Origin of the sequence: Nostoc sp. FACHB-892 (assembly GCF_014698795.1) — a bacterium.
Lineage (GTDB): Bacteria > Cyanobacteriota > Cyanobacteriia > Cyanobacteriales > Nostocaceae > Nostoc.
In genome coordinates, this window is the sequence record NZ_JACJTR010000053.1 from 19,912 (window position 1) to 33,640 (window position 13,729).

Annotated in this window: 16 protein-coding genes and 4 pseudogenes; 13 read left to right on the forward strand and 7 right to left on the reverse strand. The window is 39.8% G+C overall.

The window, feature by feature from the left end:
• The first annotated feature begins 138 nt into the window (after positions 1 to 138).
• Positions 139 to 2,352 (forward strand): phosphoketolase, encoded by a 2,214-nt coding sequence (locus tag H6G96_RS34735; protein WP_190918247.1) that lies wholly within the window; start codon positions 139 to 141, stop codon positions 2,350 to 2,352.
• A gap of 286 nt (positions 2,353 to 2,638) precedes the next feature.
• Positions 2,639 to 3,397: pseudogene (locus H6G96_RS34740) on the forward strand (transposase); the annotation flags it as partial.
• A gap of 93 nt (positions 3,398 to 3,490) precedes the next feature.
• Here H6G96_RS34740 and H6G96_RS34745 read toward each other — a convergent pair.
• Both H6G96_RS34745 and H6G96_RS41845 read right to left on the reverse strand, forming a co-directional pair.
• Complete coding sequence (locus H6G96_RS34745) at positions 3,491 to 3,706, reverse strand: helix-turn-helix transcriptional regulator (RefSeq protein ID WP_242063525.1); 216 nt, start codon at positions 3,704 to 3,706, stop codon at positions 3,491 to 3,493.
• Positions 3,707 to 3,846: 140 nt separating this feature from the next.
• Positions 3,847 to 4,686: pseudogene (locus H6G96_RS41845) on the reverse strand (hypothetical protein); the annotation flags it as partial.
• A 939-nt stretch (positions 4,687 to 5,625) separates the two neighbouring features.
• On the opposite strand from H6G96_RS41845, the gene H6G96_RS34755 reads away from it, so the two are divergent.
• The 3 genes from H6G96_RS34755 (at position 5,626) to H6G96_RS34765 (ending at position 6,897) form a co-directional block, all read left to right on the forward strand.
• Positions 5,626 to 6,033, forward strand: coding sequence for a hypothetical protein (locus H6G96_RS34755; protein ID WP_190918250.1), 408 nt, complete (start codon positions 5,626 to 5,628; stop codon positions 6,031 to 6,033).
• Positions 6,034 to 6,141: 108 nt separating this feature from the next.
• Positions 6,142 to 6,336 carry an isoprenylcysteine carboxylmethyltransferase family protein gene (locus H6G96_RS34760; RefSeq protein WP_277933036.1) on the forward strand — a complete coding sequence of 65 codons (195 nt, stop codon included), beginning with the start codon at positions 6,142 to 6,144 and terminating at the stop codon, positions 6,334 to 6,336.
• A gap of 69 nt (positions 6,337 to 6,405) precedes the next feature.
• Positions 6,406 to 6,897 (forward strand): hypothetical protein, encoded by a 492-nt coding sequence (locus tag H6G96_RS34765; protein ID WP_190918255.1) that lies wholly within the window; start codon positions 6,406 to 6,408, stop codon positions 6,895 to 6,897.
• 224 nt (positions 6,898 to 7,121) lie between these two features.
• Here H6G96_RS34765 and H6G96_RS42625 read toward each other — a convergent pair whose 3' ends face one another.
• Positions 7,122 to 7,526 carry a class I SAM-dependent methyltransferase gene (locus H6G96_RS42625; protein ID WP_277933034.1) on the reverse strand — a complete coding sequence of 135 codons (405 nt, stop codon included), beginning with the start codon at positions 7,524 to 7,526 and terminating at the stop codon, positions 7,122 to 7,124.
• The gene (locus H6G96_RS42630) at positions 7,523 to 7,972 is read right to left on the reverse strand and encodes an SAM-dependent methyltransferase (protein WP_277933035.1); all 450 of its coding nucleotides are present in this window, start codon (positions 7,970 to 7,972) and stop codon (positions 7,523 to 7,525) included. The genes H6G96_RS42625 and H6G96_RS42630 overlap by 4 nt, the downstream gene beginning before the upstream one ends.
• Positions 7,973 to 8,140: 168 nt before the next feature.
• On the opposite strand from H6G96_RS42630, the gene H6G96_RS34775 reads away from it, so the two are divergent.
• The 4 genes and pseudogenes from H6G96_RS34775 to H6G96_RS41865 all read left to right on the forward strand — a co-directional run bounded on the left by H6G96_RS34775 (position 8,141) and on the right by H6G96_RS41865 (position 9,055).
• Positions 8,141 to 8,332: a hypothetical protein gene (locus H6G96_RS34775; RefSeq protein WP_190918257.1), complete on the forward strand. Its 192-nt coding sequence runs from the start codon at positions 8,141 to 8,143 to the stop codon at positions 8,330 to 8,332.
• Positions 8,333 to 8,397: 65 nt separating this feature from the next.
• Positions 8,398 to 8,658, forward strand: coding sequence for a hypothetical protein (locus H6G96_RS41855; RefSeq protein ID WP_242063527.1), 261 nt, complete (start codon positions 8,398 to 8,400; stop codon positions 8,656 to 8,658).
• Positions 8,624 to 8,707: pseudogene (locus H6G96_RS42980) on the forward strand (hypothetical protein); the annotation flags it as partial. The gene H6G96_RS41855 and the pseudogene H6G96_RS42980, both read left to right, overlap by 35 nt.
• 15 nt (positions 8,708 to 8,722) lie before the next feature.
• Positions 8,723 to 9,055 carry a hypothetical protein gene (locus H6G96_RS41865; protein WP_242063528.1) on the forward strand — a complete coding sequence of 111 codons (333 nt, stop codon included), beginning with the start codon at positions 8,723 to 8,725 and terminating at the stop codon, positions 9,053 to 9,055.
• Here the strand turns inward: H6G96_RS41865 and H6G96_RS34785 are convergent.
• Positions 9,052 to 9,666, reverse strand: a complete 615-nt coding sequence (locus H6G96_RS34785) for a hypothetical protein (RefSeq protein ID WP_190918260.1) — start codon at positions 9,664 to 9,666, stop codon at positions 9,052 to 9,054. The two genes, H6G96_RS41865 and H6G96_RS34785, sit on opposite strands and share 4 nt — an antisense overlap.
• Positions 9,667 to 9,812: 146 nt before the next feature.
• Between H6G96_RS34785 and H6G96_RS34790 the strand changes: the two genes are divergently transcribed.
• Positions 9,813 to 10,001: a hypothetical protein gene (locus H6G96_RS34790; RefSeq protein WP_190918262.1), complete on the forward strand. Its 189-nt coding sequence runs from the start codon at positions 9,813 to 9,815 to the stop codon at positions 9,999 to 10,001.
• Positions 10,002 to 10,121: 120 nt separating this feature from the next.
• On the opposite strand, the gene H6G96_RS34795 is transcribed toward H6G96_RS34790, so the two are convergent.
• Positions 10,122 to 10,349, reverse strand: coding sequence for a hypothetical protein (locus H6G96_RS34795; protein WP_190918264.1), 228 nt, complete (start codon positions 10,347 to 10,349; stop codon positions 10,122 to 10,124).
• A 402-nt stretch (positions 10,350 to 10,751) separates the two neighbouring features.
• On the opposite strand from H6G96_RS34795, the gene H6G96_RS34800 reads away from it, so the two are divergent.
• Positions 10,752 to 11,354: a glutathione binding-like protein gene (locus tag H6G96_RS34800; RefSeq protein WP_190918266.1), complete on the forward strand. Its 603-nt coding sequence runs from the start codon at positions 10,752 to 10,754 to the stop codon at positions 11,352 to 11,354.
• A gap of 249 nt (positions 11,355 to 11,603) precedes the next feature.
• On the opposite strand, the gene H6G96_RS34805 is transcribed toward H6G96_RS34800, so the two are convergent.
• Positions 11,604 to 11,858, reverse strand: coding sequence for a hypothetical protein (locus H6G96_RS34805; protein ID WP_242063529.1), 255 nt, complete (start codon positions 11,856 to 11,858; stop codon positions 11,604 to 11,606).
• Between the two features lie 515 nt (positions 11,859 to 12,373).
• Between H6G96_RS34805 and H6G96_RS34810 the strand changes: the two genes are divergently transcribed.
• Together H6G96_RS34810 and H6G96_RS34815 are read left to right on the forward strand one after the other, a co-directional pair.
• Positions 12,374 to 13,279 carry an amino acid ABC transporter substrate-binding protein gene (locus H6G96_RS34810; protein ID WP_190918268.1) on the forward strand — a complete coding sequence of 302 codons (906 nt, stop codon included), beginning with the start codon at positions 12,374 to 12,376 and terminating at the stop codon, positions 13,277 to 13,279.
• A gap of 191 nt (positions 13,280 to 13,470) precedes the next feature.
• A pseudogene (locus H6G96_RS34815) lies at positions 13,471 to 13,729 on the forward strand (ISH3 family transposase); the annotation flags it as partial.

A 13,729-nucleotide genomic window follows, 5' to 3' on the forward strand; every position in this document is an offset into this window, starting at 1 on the left:
TTTGGTTGTGTAATCATTTAAAGTACTTATTCTAACGTTGCAAAAAAGCAATAAACTGTTACAACCTCGAAGATGTAAAATTTTTGTTAAATTCAACAAGCATCTACAGTTTCACCTAATCGTCAAAAGGTACTCAGCATGACTGCAATCTCCCCAAAGGCATCTTCAGCGCTTCCCAATTTTTCTGAAGGGATTCAATATTTTGGTGAAGCGTTACCAGATTTTGAAACTTATGGTGCAACACCTGCTATAGAGTCAGGCAAAATAGCGATCGCAGATCCCACTGACAAAGCAGCTGTATATCAAACTTTACTGGCTGCTGATGCCTTACGTTACCTAACTTTGCAAGTTACTGCTAGTAAAGCTTCTGGGCATCCCGGCGGATTCGCCAGCCAAGCAGAAGCTTACGCATCTCTTGTCATGCTGGGATACAAAAACATTATTACCGAAGTCGGACACCACGCTCCCGGATTTTATAGTGCCATGTTCTTGGATCGTTCGCTAGAGGACATGGGAATTTTTACAGTCCAAGAATTGCGCGATCGCTTCCGAGAAAAGCACGGACTTTTAGGACACCTTTCTGGTTTCATCCCCGGTATTCTCGCACCTGCGGGGCCTTTGGGACAAGGACAACACTTTGCAATGGCGGCTGCATTGTTGCACAAAGATAAATTGTTCCCCTTTACAGTTGGTGATGGTGGATTGGGTGAGCCTTATATTGTAAGTGCGATCGCCCACTTCCATACAGCTTATCCTGCTGTCACCAACTTCTTGCCGGTGCTGGTGTGGAACGGTTACAGCCAAGAACATCACAGCATGGTTTCCCTGAAAACCAATGAACAGATGCAAGCATATTGGCAAGGTAACGGTTTTGATGAAGTCGTGTTAGTTGATGCCAAAGACTTTGACGATCAAAACCAACCAGGGGATTACGTTGATAGTACCGCCTTTTCTTTTGAGAAACGCCTAGCATTTACTCAAGCAGTACTTTCGGGTGTAGATAAAGCAGCGCGATCGGCGTTGGGTGGTAAGCTTACCGTCTTCATTATTAAACAACTCAAAGGTGCAGGAGTCCACGCGCGGGGTTCAAAATCTCACAACCTCTATCCCAAAGATACGCTAGATGCACCTCATATCGTCAGTGCATTGCAAACCCGTGCTTTGTCTGCGGAAGCTTGGCAATTAGTTAGAACAAATGCAGAACGCGCCGGTGGTGGTCCAGCAGCGAAAACTGTGGTGACAGAATTTGAATTACCATTGCCAGAATTAGGCGAATTACCTTTAGAAGAATATGCAGTTGGAGGTGAACCCAAGGTTTCCACAACCGCAATGGGACGATTGGTAGGAATAGTTGGAAATAAAGATCAGAATTTCCTCGTCACCAACGCCGACGGTAACGAAGCATCAGGAATTGCCAATATTAACCAAGCGTTAAAGATTATCCACCCGACAACCGACGACTTATATAATCAAGCACCAAATGGACAAGTTTATGAACCATTAAGTGAAGATGCTTGTGCTGGTTTAGCTGCGGGTTTGGCGTTAATGGGTGCAAGAACTTTGTGGTGTTCCTACGAATCTTTTGCCATCAACGGATTACCAATTTGGCAAACTGTAACTCAAGCAATGGCAGAATTGCGCCGTCAAACTCCCTCGACTATTACTTTATTCACAGCAGGCGCATTAGAGCAAGGGCGCAACGGTTGGACTCACCAACGTCCAGAAATTGAAGCTTACTTTGCTTCGTTGATGCGAAATGGAAATGTTTTCCCATTATTCCCACCTGATGCTAATAGTATTCAAGCCTGTTATGACTGGGCATTGAAAACTAAGAATAAGGGAATTGTGATTACAGCTAGTAAATCGCCATTGCCAATTCGCACAACTTTAGAACAAACTCGTCAAGGGTTACGCGATGGTGCGGTGCTATTACATGAAGTTGCTGGTGATAGACAAGTTGTATTTGCTGTAATTGGTGATATGACATTAATGCCAGTGTTTGAAGCTGCTGCTTTCTTGGAAACCGAAGGTATTGGTGCGAAGATAGTTTCTGTCATCAATCCTCGGCAATTGTACCGTAGCCATGATACCGCATGGGATACTTGTTCTGAACCCGAAGGCGGTTTCTTGGATGATGCAGCATTTGCCGAATTATTTGATGGTGATGCGTTAATTGCTGTTACTGGTGGTGCGGCGGGGATGCTGGAACCAATTTTGTTACGGAGTACAGCCAAGCGCGACACCTTTGCATGGAAACGTGGCGAAACTACAGCCAGTGCTGGCGAGTTGATGGCGTTTAATGGATTAACTGCTGAAGCGTTAACGAAACGTGCGATCGCATTAGTGCATTAAGGATTTTCAAACCGCAGATGTACGCAGTGAAACGCGAACAACTTGGCGTTTGGTTGCGTAGATTTGCGGTTTTTATTAGACAGGTTTTGATGTTTCTATAAAGTAGAATCCAACAGGACTTACGCAACTGGCACAATGTGATCGCAAATTGCTAGTACACCTGTATTATTAAAATCTGATTCCGAAAGCTTTGTATTCGCAATAGAAGTTAGTGTATTGGAAGTAAAGCATGAAATATTCATGAGAAAATAGGTAGAGGTTGTATTAGATAAAGTTGCTTACGGTAATGAGATTTACTAAGCTTACTTACTGCCAATACTTATTAAGTAGTCAAATTAATTATACAGTTACCAATTTAGCAGAGCATTTAGAAAGTATTAGCCATGATGCGATTAACTATTATTTGAAAAGAGAAAAATTAACACCTCGTTTACTATGGGATAATGTGAAAGAGGTAGTAGAACCTGATGTCAATGGTTACATCATCTTTGATGATAGCGTTTTAGACAAAAGGTATTCTGAAGAAATAGAGATAGTCAGGAGACAATATAGTGGTAATGAGCATGGTGCCGTCAAAGGAATTGGTGTAGTCAGTTGTGTATATGTAAATCCTAAACTGCAAAGATTTTGGGTAATAGATTACCGCATTTTTAATCCTGATGCTGATGGCAAAACCAAGATAGACTATGTGAAAGATATGCTGCAAAACCTTGTATATCATAAACTTTTATCCTTTGATACTGTTTTGATGGATACATGGTATGCAGTACAAAGTTTAATGCTTTATATTGATGCAAGCGAAAAAATTTATTATTGCCCTTTAAAAAATAATCGGCTAGTTGATGATACATTTGGTCAAGAAAAATATAAACGCGTTGAACTATTAGAATGGAACCAAGAAGAATTAGACTGTGGTAAAATAATTAAAATTAAAGGGTTCCCATCTCAGACAAAAGTGAAACTATTCCGGGTAACTGTTTCTACCAACAGAACGGATTATATCGCTACTAACGATTTATCTCAAAGCTCCACTTGTGAGAGACAATAACTCTACTACGAAGCGCCCTACCTCTTCATACTCTTGTTTTGGCTAAGGTATTGACTTATTAGTTAGTAAATGCCTGTCAAAAGCAATACATTACGATGTTTGGTCTTTTGATTTGTCTGACACATAAGTTAACAAATCACCGGGTTGGCAATTAAGAGCTTTGCAGTATTTTTCTAGCGTGTCTCTGTCTAGTCTCTCTGGCATCACCCGAATATTTTTGTGCTTGCTGACGGTTACAGGATGCAACTCTGTCATCTGGGCAAGCTTTTTATAGTCAATTTCTCTATCAGCCATTAATACAGCCAAGCGCCACCTGAATCCTTACATTGATTCTTCTATTGGTATCACCATATCTAACTTATACCTCCTTGTGTTTGACCCGAATGGCACTAAGAAAAGCCGAAATGCTTGTGGTCTAAGCGGTTTGCAACTGCTTTCTTAATTCATGCCGGGGTTTCGTCATCAAGGGGTAAGCTTTTGGGCGACGTTTACGGACTCGTGGTTCACTTCTACCTGGGCGATCGGGAACAACCTTATGAGCAATAACTTTTAACAAAGTGAGATAAATTCGGAGGCGTTTTTGAGGAGTTGCTGTTAATAATTTAGGAATAAAGTTAATTAAATGGTGGCGAGTACTTTGCTTTTGATTTGCGTAATGGAGGAGTGGTGTAAGTAGTTCCAGCCGACCACATTAAGCTACGAAGTAGATTGTAAGCCAGCAAATAAACGTAGATTTATTTGCGTACCATTGAGGGACTTTTACACCGCAAAACATCCATTAAGAGAGTAGTTTTAAGATGTCTTAAATCTAGCTCAACCTCCCAGCGTTTACCGTAAAGCCCAACATTTTCCAGAGTAGAATAAGTTGCTTTATCTAAAAGAGTAGTAATTAAGCTAATTTGTTGAGTCCGAAAACCAGGAATAACAATATAATAGTAAATCTCTCGCACAGTGATGGAAGAAGGTAGAGCATCAAATTCATCTTTATTCAATCCTTTTGGACAACTTTTAGGCTTATACCAAGTAACTGATTTGTCGCAATCTCCAACAATTTTGCCTTTTCGCATGATTGTTGTGCGAGATTGATGCTTCCGAAATATAATAGCATCACAACCGAGTTTGGTAATCATAACCATATCGACATAAGCACAAAAAGCTCTATCCCCTAAAAGCACATCATTGGGTTTGAGAAAACCATACAGCCTCCTTGCTAATTTAATATCATGAGTGTTCAATACATCGATGCACAAAGCAACGGCGGCTCCCGTAACTAAACTGAATATCACACCAATTTTGGCTATTGGAAAGCCACATCCATCTTTTTGAGTGCACGGTTAGCGGGTATTCTTTTTGGTTCTCTACAGTGTCTAGCATAGATACCGTCGAGCCGTCTATCACTAAAATATTTCGACCACACCATAAATACTCTTGGGTTATTTTCTCTTCCAGCTTTTGTGCTGAATAATTGAAAAGCTTCTCTAATAAATTTTCTGGCAATCTTGCCCTAGCTTGACAGTAAGTACTCGTATCTGAAGAAGGAATTTCTACTTCTGACTCAGCCAAATGTGCAATTATTTTACTCACAGCATTATGACAAGTTTTATCACTATCCAAAACTTGCGACAAAAATACCCACAAAGTAATAAATGGGTCAAATAATCGCTTTTAATATTTAATTTTCACTTCAGAGATTGCAAGCTTTATTGCAGATTCTGGCAATAGTTCTTTAAAAGGTAAACTTAAGCTTCGATTAAATTTATCCTTGAGGATTTGTACTTGTAGTGTCACAGCAGTAATTATCGTATTCGCTTGCTCGTCTCAAAAAAGTATTTCATAGACGAGTAAGCTTTTCCTATCTAAAAATTTTTTGGGGCAACCCTCACCGTTACCCTGATTTTCACAGCACCTACAAAAAATAGCGATCGCAGCCAAGCGCCCACTGCTATTAACGCATAAATACTTGTAATGCTTATGCAGAAAAGTTTATAGCTTTTCTTAGTGCCATTCGGCTCGCACTCCTTGAATGGGCAACACAGCATGGGGCAGCTATCATTGAGGATGATTACGATAGCGAGTTTCGTTTTGCCGGACGACCATTGGAATCATTGCAGGACTTAGACCGTACTGGAAGAGTCCTCTATGTGGGAACATTCTCGAAAGTGATGTTTCCAGAGATCCGATTGGGATTTATTGTCGCTCCAGAGTTGATATAACAAGCGTTGGTTGTGGCAAAACAATTGAGCGATTTGCATAGTCCTTTGTTAGCGCAAGCAACACTGGCAAAGTTTATTCAAGATGGTTATTTAGCAAAGCATATCCGTAAGTTACATAAAATTTATGACCAGCGTCGGCAATGTTTAATTGCGGGTCTGAAGAAATCTTTTTCGGATTGGTTACAACCTATTCCCTCTGAAGCTGGTCTGCATATTGCTACTTTTTTAACTTCTGATATTAAAAGCAATGCTGTTATTGATGAAGCAGCACAGCAGGGGATATTTCTTTTTTCTCTTGAGCATTTTTATGCTTCATCCACGGTTAAATCGGGTTTGATTTTTGGATATGGTACTATTGAGGTTGAGCAAATTAATGCAGGGTTGGATGTGTTGAGAAAAATCTTTTCAGAAAATGAATAAATATCATAAACTGCTTTTTGGTATATTTTTAGCTACCTCACTAAATACCTAACAAGTTGCGGGTCTATTGGAGATTGAAACAGTGAATATTTTGGTTGGTTAGGTTTGTTGATAATGCTTGGTGGGCTTGTGTTGCAGTACTGGGCTGCTAAAACATTGGGTAAATTTTATACAAAGCCATTGCAAACCCTTGAACAGCAGCAGATTATTCAGCAAGCTCTATACAACATCATTCGGCATCCTGGTTATTTGGGTACATTTCTAATGAAAATTAGAGCAGGTTTAGCGATCGCTAATTGGTGAGTAACGTCGAGCTTAGGAACAATCTAAATTTTTACTCAGTCGTCGAAACCAAAACTGAGAATTTTAACTATGCTTGATTCGTTTAAAGTTATAGCTTTGGCTTTAACAAGTTTAAGTTTTTCCGGTATAGGTGTATTAACGCTATCAAAATCTGCGCTTGCTGGAGAACCAATTATCGATAGAAACTGTCGCCGTCATGAGAGAACACGAGAAGTATTTCAGCAAATACCACCACAGAATCAAGCTAGAATATTGACGACATCTTTCTTTCAAGTTAACAATCAAAAATACTCTCTACAATTGCTAAAATTTCCCAATTCTACAGGTGTTTTATGCCTTTGGGAACCTAATGCTCGACTACCACAGAGGTTAAAAGACGTGTCAATTATTCAAGACAAGGTAATTGAGAAATTTGAGAAAGACCCTTCTCGACCAGCAAATTATATAATTACAGTCAAAGGCGAGAAAATGGAAGATATCTTAAAAACTGCTTATCGATTAAACCTGACTAATCCCAATCAACCAAAGGTGATACCGTTAGTCAGAGTTTACAAAAATTAGACGGAGATTTTTGTCTGTAGATGTTTATCTACTTTAAGTCAAAATAGTTATGGTGAGTACAATTCCAGTCCAGCCGATGGCAAAATAGTTATGGTGAGTGCAATTCCAGTCCAGCCGATGGCACTAGCAGGTATCCACCAGCGCGATCGGCATTGTTTCTACTTGCGGTCTTTCAACAAAACTGTTGGGGTCGTGTGAGGGCTGGTGGTGGGCAGTAGGGAAAGCTATAATGTTATCGATTCTTTCCTCGCTGTAACCAAAAAAGAACGCCGCATACCTTTGATTTCGTGTGGGGTCAATTCGACAGCATATCGTCCGTAATTTACTCTGATTTCTCCTGGTTGAATTACTGAAGCATTCCAGCCGTGAGCAGCAAACAACTGTTCTGGTTCGTCTGTACCGAAACGCCAGTGCTTGCTAATCAAGCCATTCTGATGTTTAGCCCCAACCTGCCATGACTTGACACTGACTAAATCAGCCCCCAAGTAGCTGCCATCTGCACTCAATTGACTAATCATTTTGAGTAACTCATTAACTTCTACTTCATTCAGGTACATCAACAGCCCTTCCATTAGCCAAAGGGTGGGAGCTTCAACCTCAAAGCCTTGTTGTAAAATAAATGTGATCAAGGTTGCGTTAAGTCAGTAGCGATCGCCTGACGATGGCACTTGGCAGGTTTATCTTGTAGGATTGCTTCTCTGTACTGGATTAATTCTGGTAAATCTAATTCGTACAAGCGAGTCTGTGGTGGAAAGGAGAGACGAAATGCTCTTGTGTCTAACCCGACTCCTAGAAAGACTAACTGTTTAGCTTCGGGCAACACAGACAAGATGAAATCATCAAAGAAGCGGGTACGGACTGCAACAAACTGGACACGAAGCGCACTACCAAGGGGGTTATCGCTATCTTGGTGTTCCCATTTCTTCCGCCAAGCTTGCCCTGTCTCTCCGGCTAGCTGTGTAGCCAAAGGATCATCAAACAGGTGGTCTGACCTGTCTGCTTCTATTGCACGTTTAGTTGCCATAACTATTGCTGTGTGGCAAACTTCATCTTGAATTTCAGGCAGATCACTCATTACCAGGAGCTTTAGTAATTATCGTTGCAGTAGCAAGTCAATTGTCTCACCTTTGTTTGTGTGCGGTCTAGTATCAGTTGTAGAAACCAAGTGCTAATTACCTAAAACAACTAAGGATCGAATGGCACTAAGAAAAGCTCTAAGCTATACGGAATAAGGGCTACAGCTTTGAAAGCTATTGAACAGTGGAGGAGGGGTCAGGCGGTCGTCCTTAATGGCAGTGTCATGGAAGCGATGGCTACGGCGGTAAACTACGCCACGAAAGACACGCTGAGTTTGCGATCGCCTACGCCATCGCTTTGCCTTGCACCAGAAAGTGGAATCAGATGTACAAGTTGTCTAAAAATTTCTGGTAGGTAGGAAAAGCTTACTCGTTCATGAAATACTTTCCTTGAGACGAGCAAGTAAACATCATAAATACTACTGTGACACTACGAGTACAAATCCTCAAGGATAAATTTAGCCAGAGTTTGGGGCTACCTTTCAAAGAACTGTTACCATCATCTGTAATTGAACAAGCACTCTCGGAGCTAAAAATTAGATACTATAGGCGATTATTTGATCCAATAGTAACGCTTTGGGGGTTTTTATCTCAAGTAATAGAAGCTGATAAGAGTTGTCATAATGCAGTGAGCAAAGTCATTTCTAGATATTGTTGGGCTTTATGGTCAACGTTGGGACGTTGAACTAGATTTAAGACATCTTAAAACTACTTTGGGGATGGATATTTTGCGCTGTAAAACTCCCTCAATGGTACGTAAAGAAATTTACGTTTATTTGCTAGCTTACAATCTACTTCGCGGTTTGATGTGGTCGGCAGGTACTACTTACACTACTCCTCCGTTACGCCTATCACTGCAAGGTACTCGCCATCATTTAAATAACTTTATTCCCGAATTATTAGCCGCAACTTCAACAAAACATCTTAAAATTTATCGCACTCTACTCAAAGTTATTGCTCACAAGGCTGTTCCTGACCGTCCTGCTAGAAACGAACCACGAGTCCGTAAACGCCGCCCGAAAGCTTATCCCTTAATGACCAAACCCCGGCACGAATTACGAAATCAGTTGCAAACTGCTTAATACACAAGCGTTTCGGCTTTTCTTAGTGCCATTCCCCATATAATCAAAATTGCCGAAGCAATCAAGAATGCTAAAACGTTCATGGCTATCCATAATAGAACTTTCAAGAACGTAAATCTTAATGCAAAAGCTTGGAACAATCCCATGAGCAAAGCAGCTATGAGTACGCCAGAGACAGAACGGGCGATCGCTCCGGCATTATCCCAAAGAGTGGTTTCGATAAAAGTACCATTAGCTTGACCGACAGTCCCGGCAACATGGGTGTAGGTCAAAATAGTTATGGCCACTGCAATTCCAGTCCAGCCTATGGCAGTTCCAGGTATCCACAAGCGTGAATGCTCAAACCACCCTCGCAAAACAAACCATTGAAATGTGCCAATTACTGCACCAGCAACCACAGCACCAGTAATCGCGCAGCCTAGCAGTATATAGCCTATTGCCCCTTGGGTATTAGCTCCTGGTAATGGTAATAAAGGGATGAATATATCCATTAAAGGAACAGCTAAAAACGCTGCTCCAGTACCAACAAATCCACCAACAATCAAGCCAATTACTGTTGACAGCATCCACCGTTCCCCTGCTGCTAACCTAAAAGAACTGGTGTTAGCCACTGTTTAACTCCCATTAGCTAAATCTAACATTTGATAAGAACATTTATAGCTCTGGAACTTACAAAGGGATTATCTAATCAATTAAAACAGTTATATGATTTAATTTTTTGTCTGTTCCTCAATTACTCTACAAATACCGCAAATAGATGAACCTGTTAAAGCCTAAATCTCAACAAACCCGTGTGATTTTTGACCCGCAAACATACAACGTATTAACTGATGAGGTAGTTTTGCTGAAGCGAGTGCCAGAGTTAAACGTTTCAACCCCATTTTTACTAAGTTGGACGACGTATTCTGTTCCCAAAGCAGTAGCTTCAACTAGTGACGTACCTTAATTATGCTGTTCATAGCAATGAGACGGTATTTGTCAGACTGAATTTTGTGAATTTTAAAGTAATCAACTAGTACATTAATCTCCTAATTATTTTAGGAGATTAAAATTACCAATTGAAAAATCAATTGCGGTTTGAACCACAACCTAAACAACGCATACAAACAGAGAAAGTCGCTAGAAGTGAGACAATCTCAAAAAATAATTGCAATGACAATGGAGCTAGAGCTAACCCCCAAATTAGAGAAATTGTTCCGCTAAACATCGCCGTAATGCGATTAATTTCATCTTGAGTCCTCCAAGCTAAGAAAAAAATTCCAAAACCTATTAATAATAAAAGCAAACTACTCATAAATCTATGCTCAGTTGATAGACTGCTAGTGCATTAGGGGGATAATTATTAGTCTTGCCAATCATACAGCAGTTAGGAGTCTGAAACGAATGGCACGCTTGTTAAGCGTAAATCCCTAGTATTCCTAGATGAAAGGGTGTGGGGTGTAGGTTCGAGTATAGGGAATTAAGAAGATGTTGAACTCCTTGACGTAGTGACATTCAAATTGTCTCAAACATGAACCTGCAACCCTACCCCTAACACCCTGACAAAAGCCTTAAAAGCGTAAATGTCAGGCATAGTAATGTTTTTACCTCCTGCTTCTTCTAGTATTGCTGTTATCTCTCTATCGGCTAATACCCTAAATTCTCAATCAAAGCTACACTACCATCGGAAAATGTCAAGATTTTGGGATAGCAGCAGATGATTGATCTCTACACCTTCACCACGCCCAATGGACGCAAAGCTTCCGTCATGCTGGAAGAAGTCGAATTGCCCTACAATGTCCACAAAATTGACATTACTACTCAACAGCAATTTACACCTGAATACATCGCCATCAATCCCAATAGTAAAATTCCCGCCATTATTGACCAAGAAACTGGGATTAAAGTTTTTGAATCGGGTGCAATTCTAATTTATTTAGCCGAAAAAACAGGCAAACTCTTACCTACTGAACAAAAAAGCCGTTTTCAAGTACTACAGTGGCTGATGTTCCAAATGGGAGGAGTCGGGCCAATGTTTGGACAACTTAACCACTTTAAACGCTTTGCACCCGAAAAACTTCCCTATGCCATCGAACGTTATGAAAAGGAAACTTTACGCATTTATGGTGTCTTAGATAAACAACTGCAAGACAATGAATTTATCTGTGGTGACTATTCTATTGCGGATGTTGCAACTTATCCGTGGGTAGCGATTTATGAATTTCTTGGTTTAACACTCGACAAATACCCAAATCTTAAACGCTGGGTGGAGATAGTGCAGCAACGTCCATCTGTGCAACGCGGAATGCAAGTCCCTTAAATACAAGACCAGGGATAAGTCAACAAAGGTGATGATAAATTATCAAATAATTTAACATTGGAGTGATGAGTGGGCTGTTGGTGGGAAGTCTGGGACTAAGATTTGGTTTACAAGCCCTTTTATTATGTTGATGCACCACTAAGAGCAAGTCATGTAACAACCTTGTCTCTTTTGAGCTAGAAATGCTTTCTCAATAAGCTTTCTAGATAATAAATTGTAAAAGTTGTTTCTTGACAGGCTCTAAAACAGTTAATTTCCTGCATCAATTAATTCAAAAAATTGTGAAATTTGTTTAGTTGAGCGAATGTGATAAACATTTTTGATGCTTTGAGCTTGCTCGATATACTCACGATATTTTGGGGTTAAATATTTGTAACATAACCAAAGCACGCGGTAGCTAGTAAGCGAACTCCTCAATATTGGACTGTTTTGAGGCCAGCCTGATGGCGGTTGAAAATAACCTGTGATAAATCGTTTAGTTACCCACCAAAAAGCGATGCTCACTTGCCGTTGCAGTCCATAATGATGATGTAGTGAATGGTAGTAAGAAAAAACGAACGCTCTACACAGTATCATTCAGAAAGCCGCACTCACAATCCCAATGCATCCTCATTAGTGTAGTCTCGGTTAAATTCAGCACTACGCTTCGGATATATCCCAGTAAGCATTAGATGCCAATCAAGCCGTCGAGTTATTTCTGTAATGTGCAGATATTAACCGTATGATCTAGTTGGGCAAATTAGATAATTACACAGTTGAAGACTAGTTACCGCTTTTTTGTGAAAGGGATTGTCTTTTTTCATCCATGCAATAAAGCCAAAGCCAAATAAAGTTCCAAACCAGTTTCTATAATTTGTTTAGAGGTTGACTGAAATTTTTCTTTGACCAGAGTCATGAAAGAATACTAATGTAAAGAATAGTTACTAAATGACCTTACTATATACTAGATAGTGATAATTTCTTGAACTTGATATATAAATCAAAGTTAATTTTTGAAAAAAACACCTACTTTAAGGCTTATGCATAAAAAAATTGCTATTCCTATTTTAAGTCTGATGTTTGCAACGCTCATGCCTAATGTGGTAGGTGCTGAGACTGTGATGCAAAAGGTAAAAAGAACAGGGGTATTAACAGCTGGTACTAGTAGAGATGCGCTACCTTTTGCCTATGTGGATAGTCAAGGAAAGTTAAATGGCTATTCTGTAGATATGCTAACTCTAATTAAAGAGCAATTAGAAAAAGACTTAGGAAAAAAAATTAAATTGCAATTAGTTGGTCTTAGCCCTTCTGAGCGGATTCCTAAAATAGTTAATCAACAAGTTGATATAGTGTGTGATGCAACTAGTTTTACATGGAAGCGAGATAAAAAAGTAGATTTTTCTGTCAGCTACGGTGTGACTGGAACCCAATTATTAGTTAAGAAGGGAAGTAATATAGGTTCCCCTGAATCCCTTATTGGTAAGCGAATTGGTGTGCTGGCGGGAACTACAAATGAGCAAGCGCTCGCTCGTGTACAAACCCAAGCTAAACTGGTGTATTTTAAAACAAGGGCAGAGGGATACACAGCTTTGCAAGAAGATACTATTGATGCTTTCTCATCCGATAGCATTCTTTTAGAGGGATGGCTCCAACAGCAAAAAAATCCAGATGCTTTTGCAATCGTACCCGGTCGCCCCTATTCACGAGAAGGTATCGCTTGTATAGTGCCAGAAAATAACTCGAAATTTTTGGATACAGTCAACTATTCTCTAGTCAAGTTCATGCAAGGATTCGTCAATGGGGAGCAGCGATATGTCGCTATTTTTGACCGTTGGTTTGGATCTCAAGGCACTGTAGCGCTGAATCGGGATTTACGTGATTTGGTAGTGGAAACTATGCAATTAGTCATAGAATTTCGTGAGGAAATTCCTGAGAGTGACCTGTAGAAATAATGGGTTTTCCCACCAAATCATTTAGTCAGTAAACCAAAAAGTTTTTCCCAAAGAGCGATCGCTAATTAAGTATACTTAGCTCAAAGTGCTATAAATTACTTAGTATATAATTAATGCTTATATTTATTGAAAGGGTTAAAAAAATGAAATGATGAGAGTAATGTGTAGTATATTGACTAAAAAAATTGAGCGTTTCATCATCAGAACTAGCTTTAACAGATTCAGAAACTCTTGATGAGGTTATTGAGTGCTTAGTAGAAAATTTTTCCATTGAAACTCAGGGGGTATGTGACCAGCAAACGTTGTTTGAAATTTTGACTTATGCTGCCAGTAGTGGAGATAGTATTGAGAATACAGCCAAATTATTAAAGAACGTTCCGACAGCTAATGATATTAGATATCATCTCAATAAAATCAACAATTTTGAGGAATTAGAGGCGCAAA